2 protein-coding genes are annotated in these 1,554 nt (G+C 67.5%); one reads left to right on the plus strand and one right to left on the minus strand.

What is annotated here, in order from left to right:
* The coding region (locus tag VGE27_RS11080; protein WP_331049716.1) for a nitrilase-related carbon-nitrogen hydrolase at nucleotides 1–968 on the minus strand (968 nt) is incomplete at its 3' end.
* Between the two features lie 59 nt (nucleotides 969–1,027).
* Between VGE27_RS11080 and VGE27_RS11085 the strand changes: the two genes are divergently transcribed.
* A partial coding sequence (locus VGE27_RS11085; protein ID WP_331049717.1) for a biosynthetic peptidoglycan transglycosylase occupies nucleotides 1,028–1,554 on the plus strand: 527 nt, incomplete at its 3' end.

A 1,554-nucleotide genomic window follows, 5' to 3' on the forward strand; every position in this document is an offset into this window, starting at 1 on the left:
GCACCGGGCTCAGGACCATCGTAGGCCAGCGCGGGCGGCACACCTTCGGTCACACGCCGCACGTTGTCGAGCACATGCGGCAACGCCACGCGCAGATCGCTGAGCAACGGGCTGTCCGAGCGGGCCCGCACGATGTCGTCGAGATCCACCGTGAAAGTGACAAAGCTCTCGTCCCACACCGGCGCACGGCCGCGCACATCGCCGCCAGGTCCCACCAGATGCGACGTGCCGAAGAACCGCTTGCCGCCTTCCGAACCCACCAGGTTCACGAAGCTGGCATACACGCCGTGTTCTTCGGCGATATCGCGAATGAGTCGTTCCCAGCGTGCCGCGCTATACGGACCAGGAATGCCATCTTCCCGCGGCCACGAACCACGCGCCGGCGCCGCCGACGACACAAACACCAGCTGCGCACCATCGAGTGCCGCCAGCGTGCCACTGATGGAGTGCCACGCGTCCTCGCACACCAGCAGCGCCGCACGTCCCCATGGCGTCTCGAAGGCGCGGATATCGGTGCCACGCTCCACGAAACGCTCTTCGTCGAACAGACCGTAGGTGGGCAGGAAGTTCTTGCGGTGCACATGGCGCAGCACTGGCGGACCGTCATCCAGTCCAATCGTGATGTAGGCCGCGCTGTTGTGCAGCGTGTCGCGCCAGCGTTCGTAGAATCCGATCACCACGTCCAGCGGCACCAGGTCGAGCCCCGCCGTGAGACAGGCCGCGCGATAGGCGTCGTCGAGATCGTAGGCCAGCACGCCGGCGGTCACCGCCACCTCGCGCACACCACCTTCGACGAAGTAGCCGGAGAGCGCGGTCTCCGGGAAATGCACCACCTGCGGGCGCGGCTCCAGCGACGCCGCCTGCGCGCAGAGACGCCCGATACGGGCAAGATTGCCGGCTGTGTCGCCCTTGCGGGGGGCGAACTGGCACAGGGCGATAGTCAGTGGACGGATCGGATCACCGGGCATCTTCCAAAACTAGCGAACCGTGGCCGAACCGTCGGCCAGTGCCTGTGTAAGATTCTGCTATGATCCGATTCCGCCCCCGATCGGCCGCGGCCAACGCCTCGGCCGTCTGCGCGCTCGCCGCCCTTACCTGCGTCGGTGCCACGCCTTTGGGGGCCCAGGCGGGGCAGGGAGCCGGCGCCACGCAGACCGCCGTCTCCACCGGTGAGCCCTGGCGAATCATCACACCGCCCCAGGCCACGCTCGTGCTGGCCCGCGACGGCGCACTGCTCGGCGAACTCGGTCGGGAACGCCGGGTGAGCGTCGCCGTGCGCACGCTGCCCAAGTACGTGGGGCAGGCGTTCATTGCGGTGGAAGACAAGCGCTTCTACCAGCACGACGGTGTGGACCTCGTCGGCGTGGCCGGTGCACTCAAGGACGCCGTCACCAAGGGCAACCTGCGCGGCGCCAGTACCATCACGCAGCTCCTGGTGGGCAACATGCACCCCGACGTGATCGACCGCCGGGATCGCTCGCCCACCCGCAAGCTTCGCGAACAGCAGGCCGCGCGGGAAATGGAACGCCACTACTCCAAGGAGCAGATCCTGGA

Source organism: Gemmatimonas sp. (assembly GCF_036405635.1).
Classification (GTDB): domain Bacteria; phylum Gemmatimonadota; class Gemmatimonadetes; order Gemmatimonadales; family Gemmatimonadaceae; genus Gemmatimonas.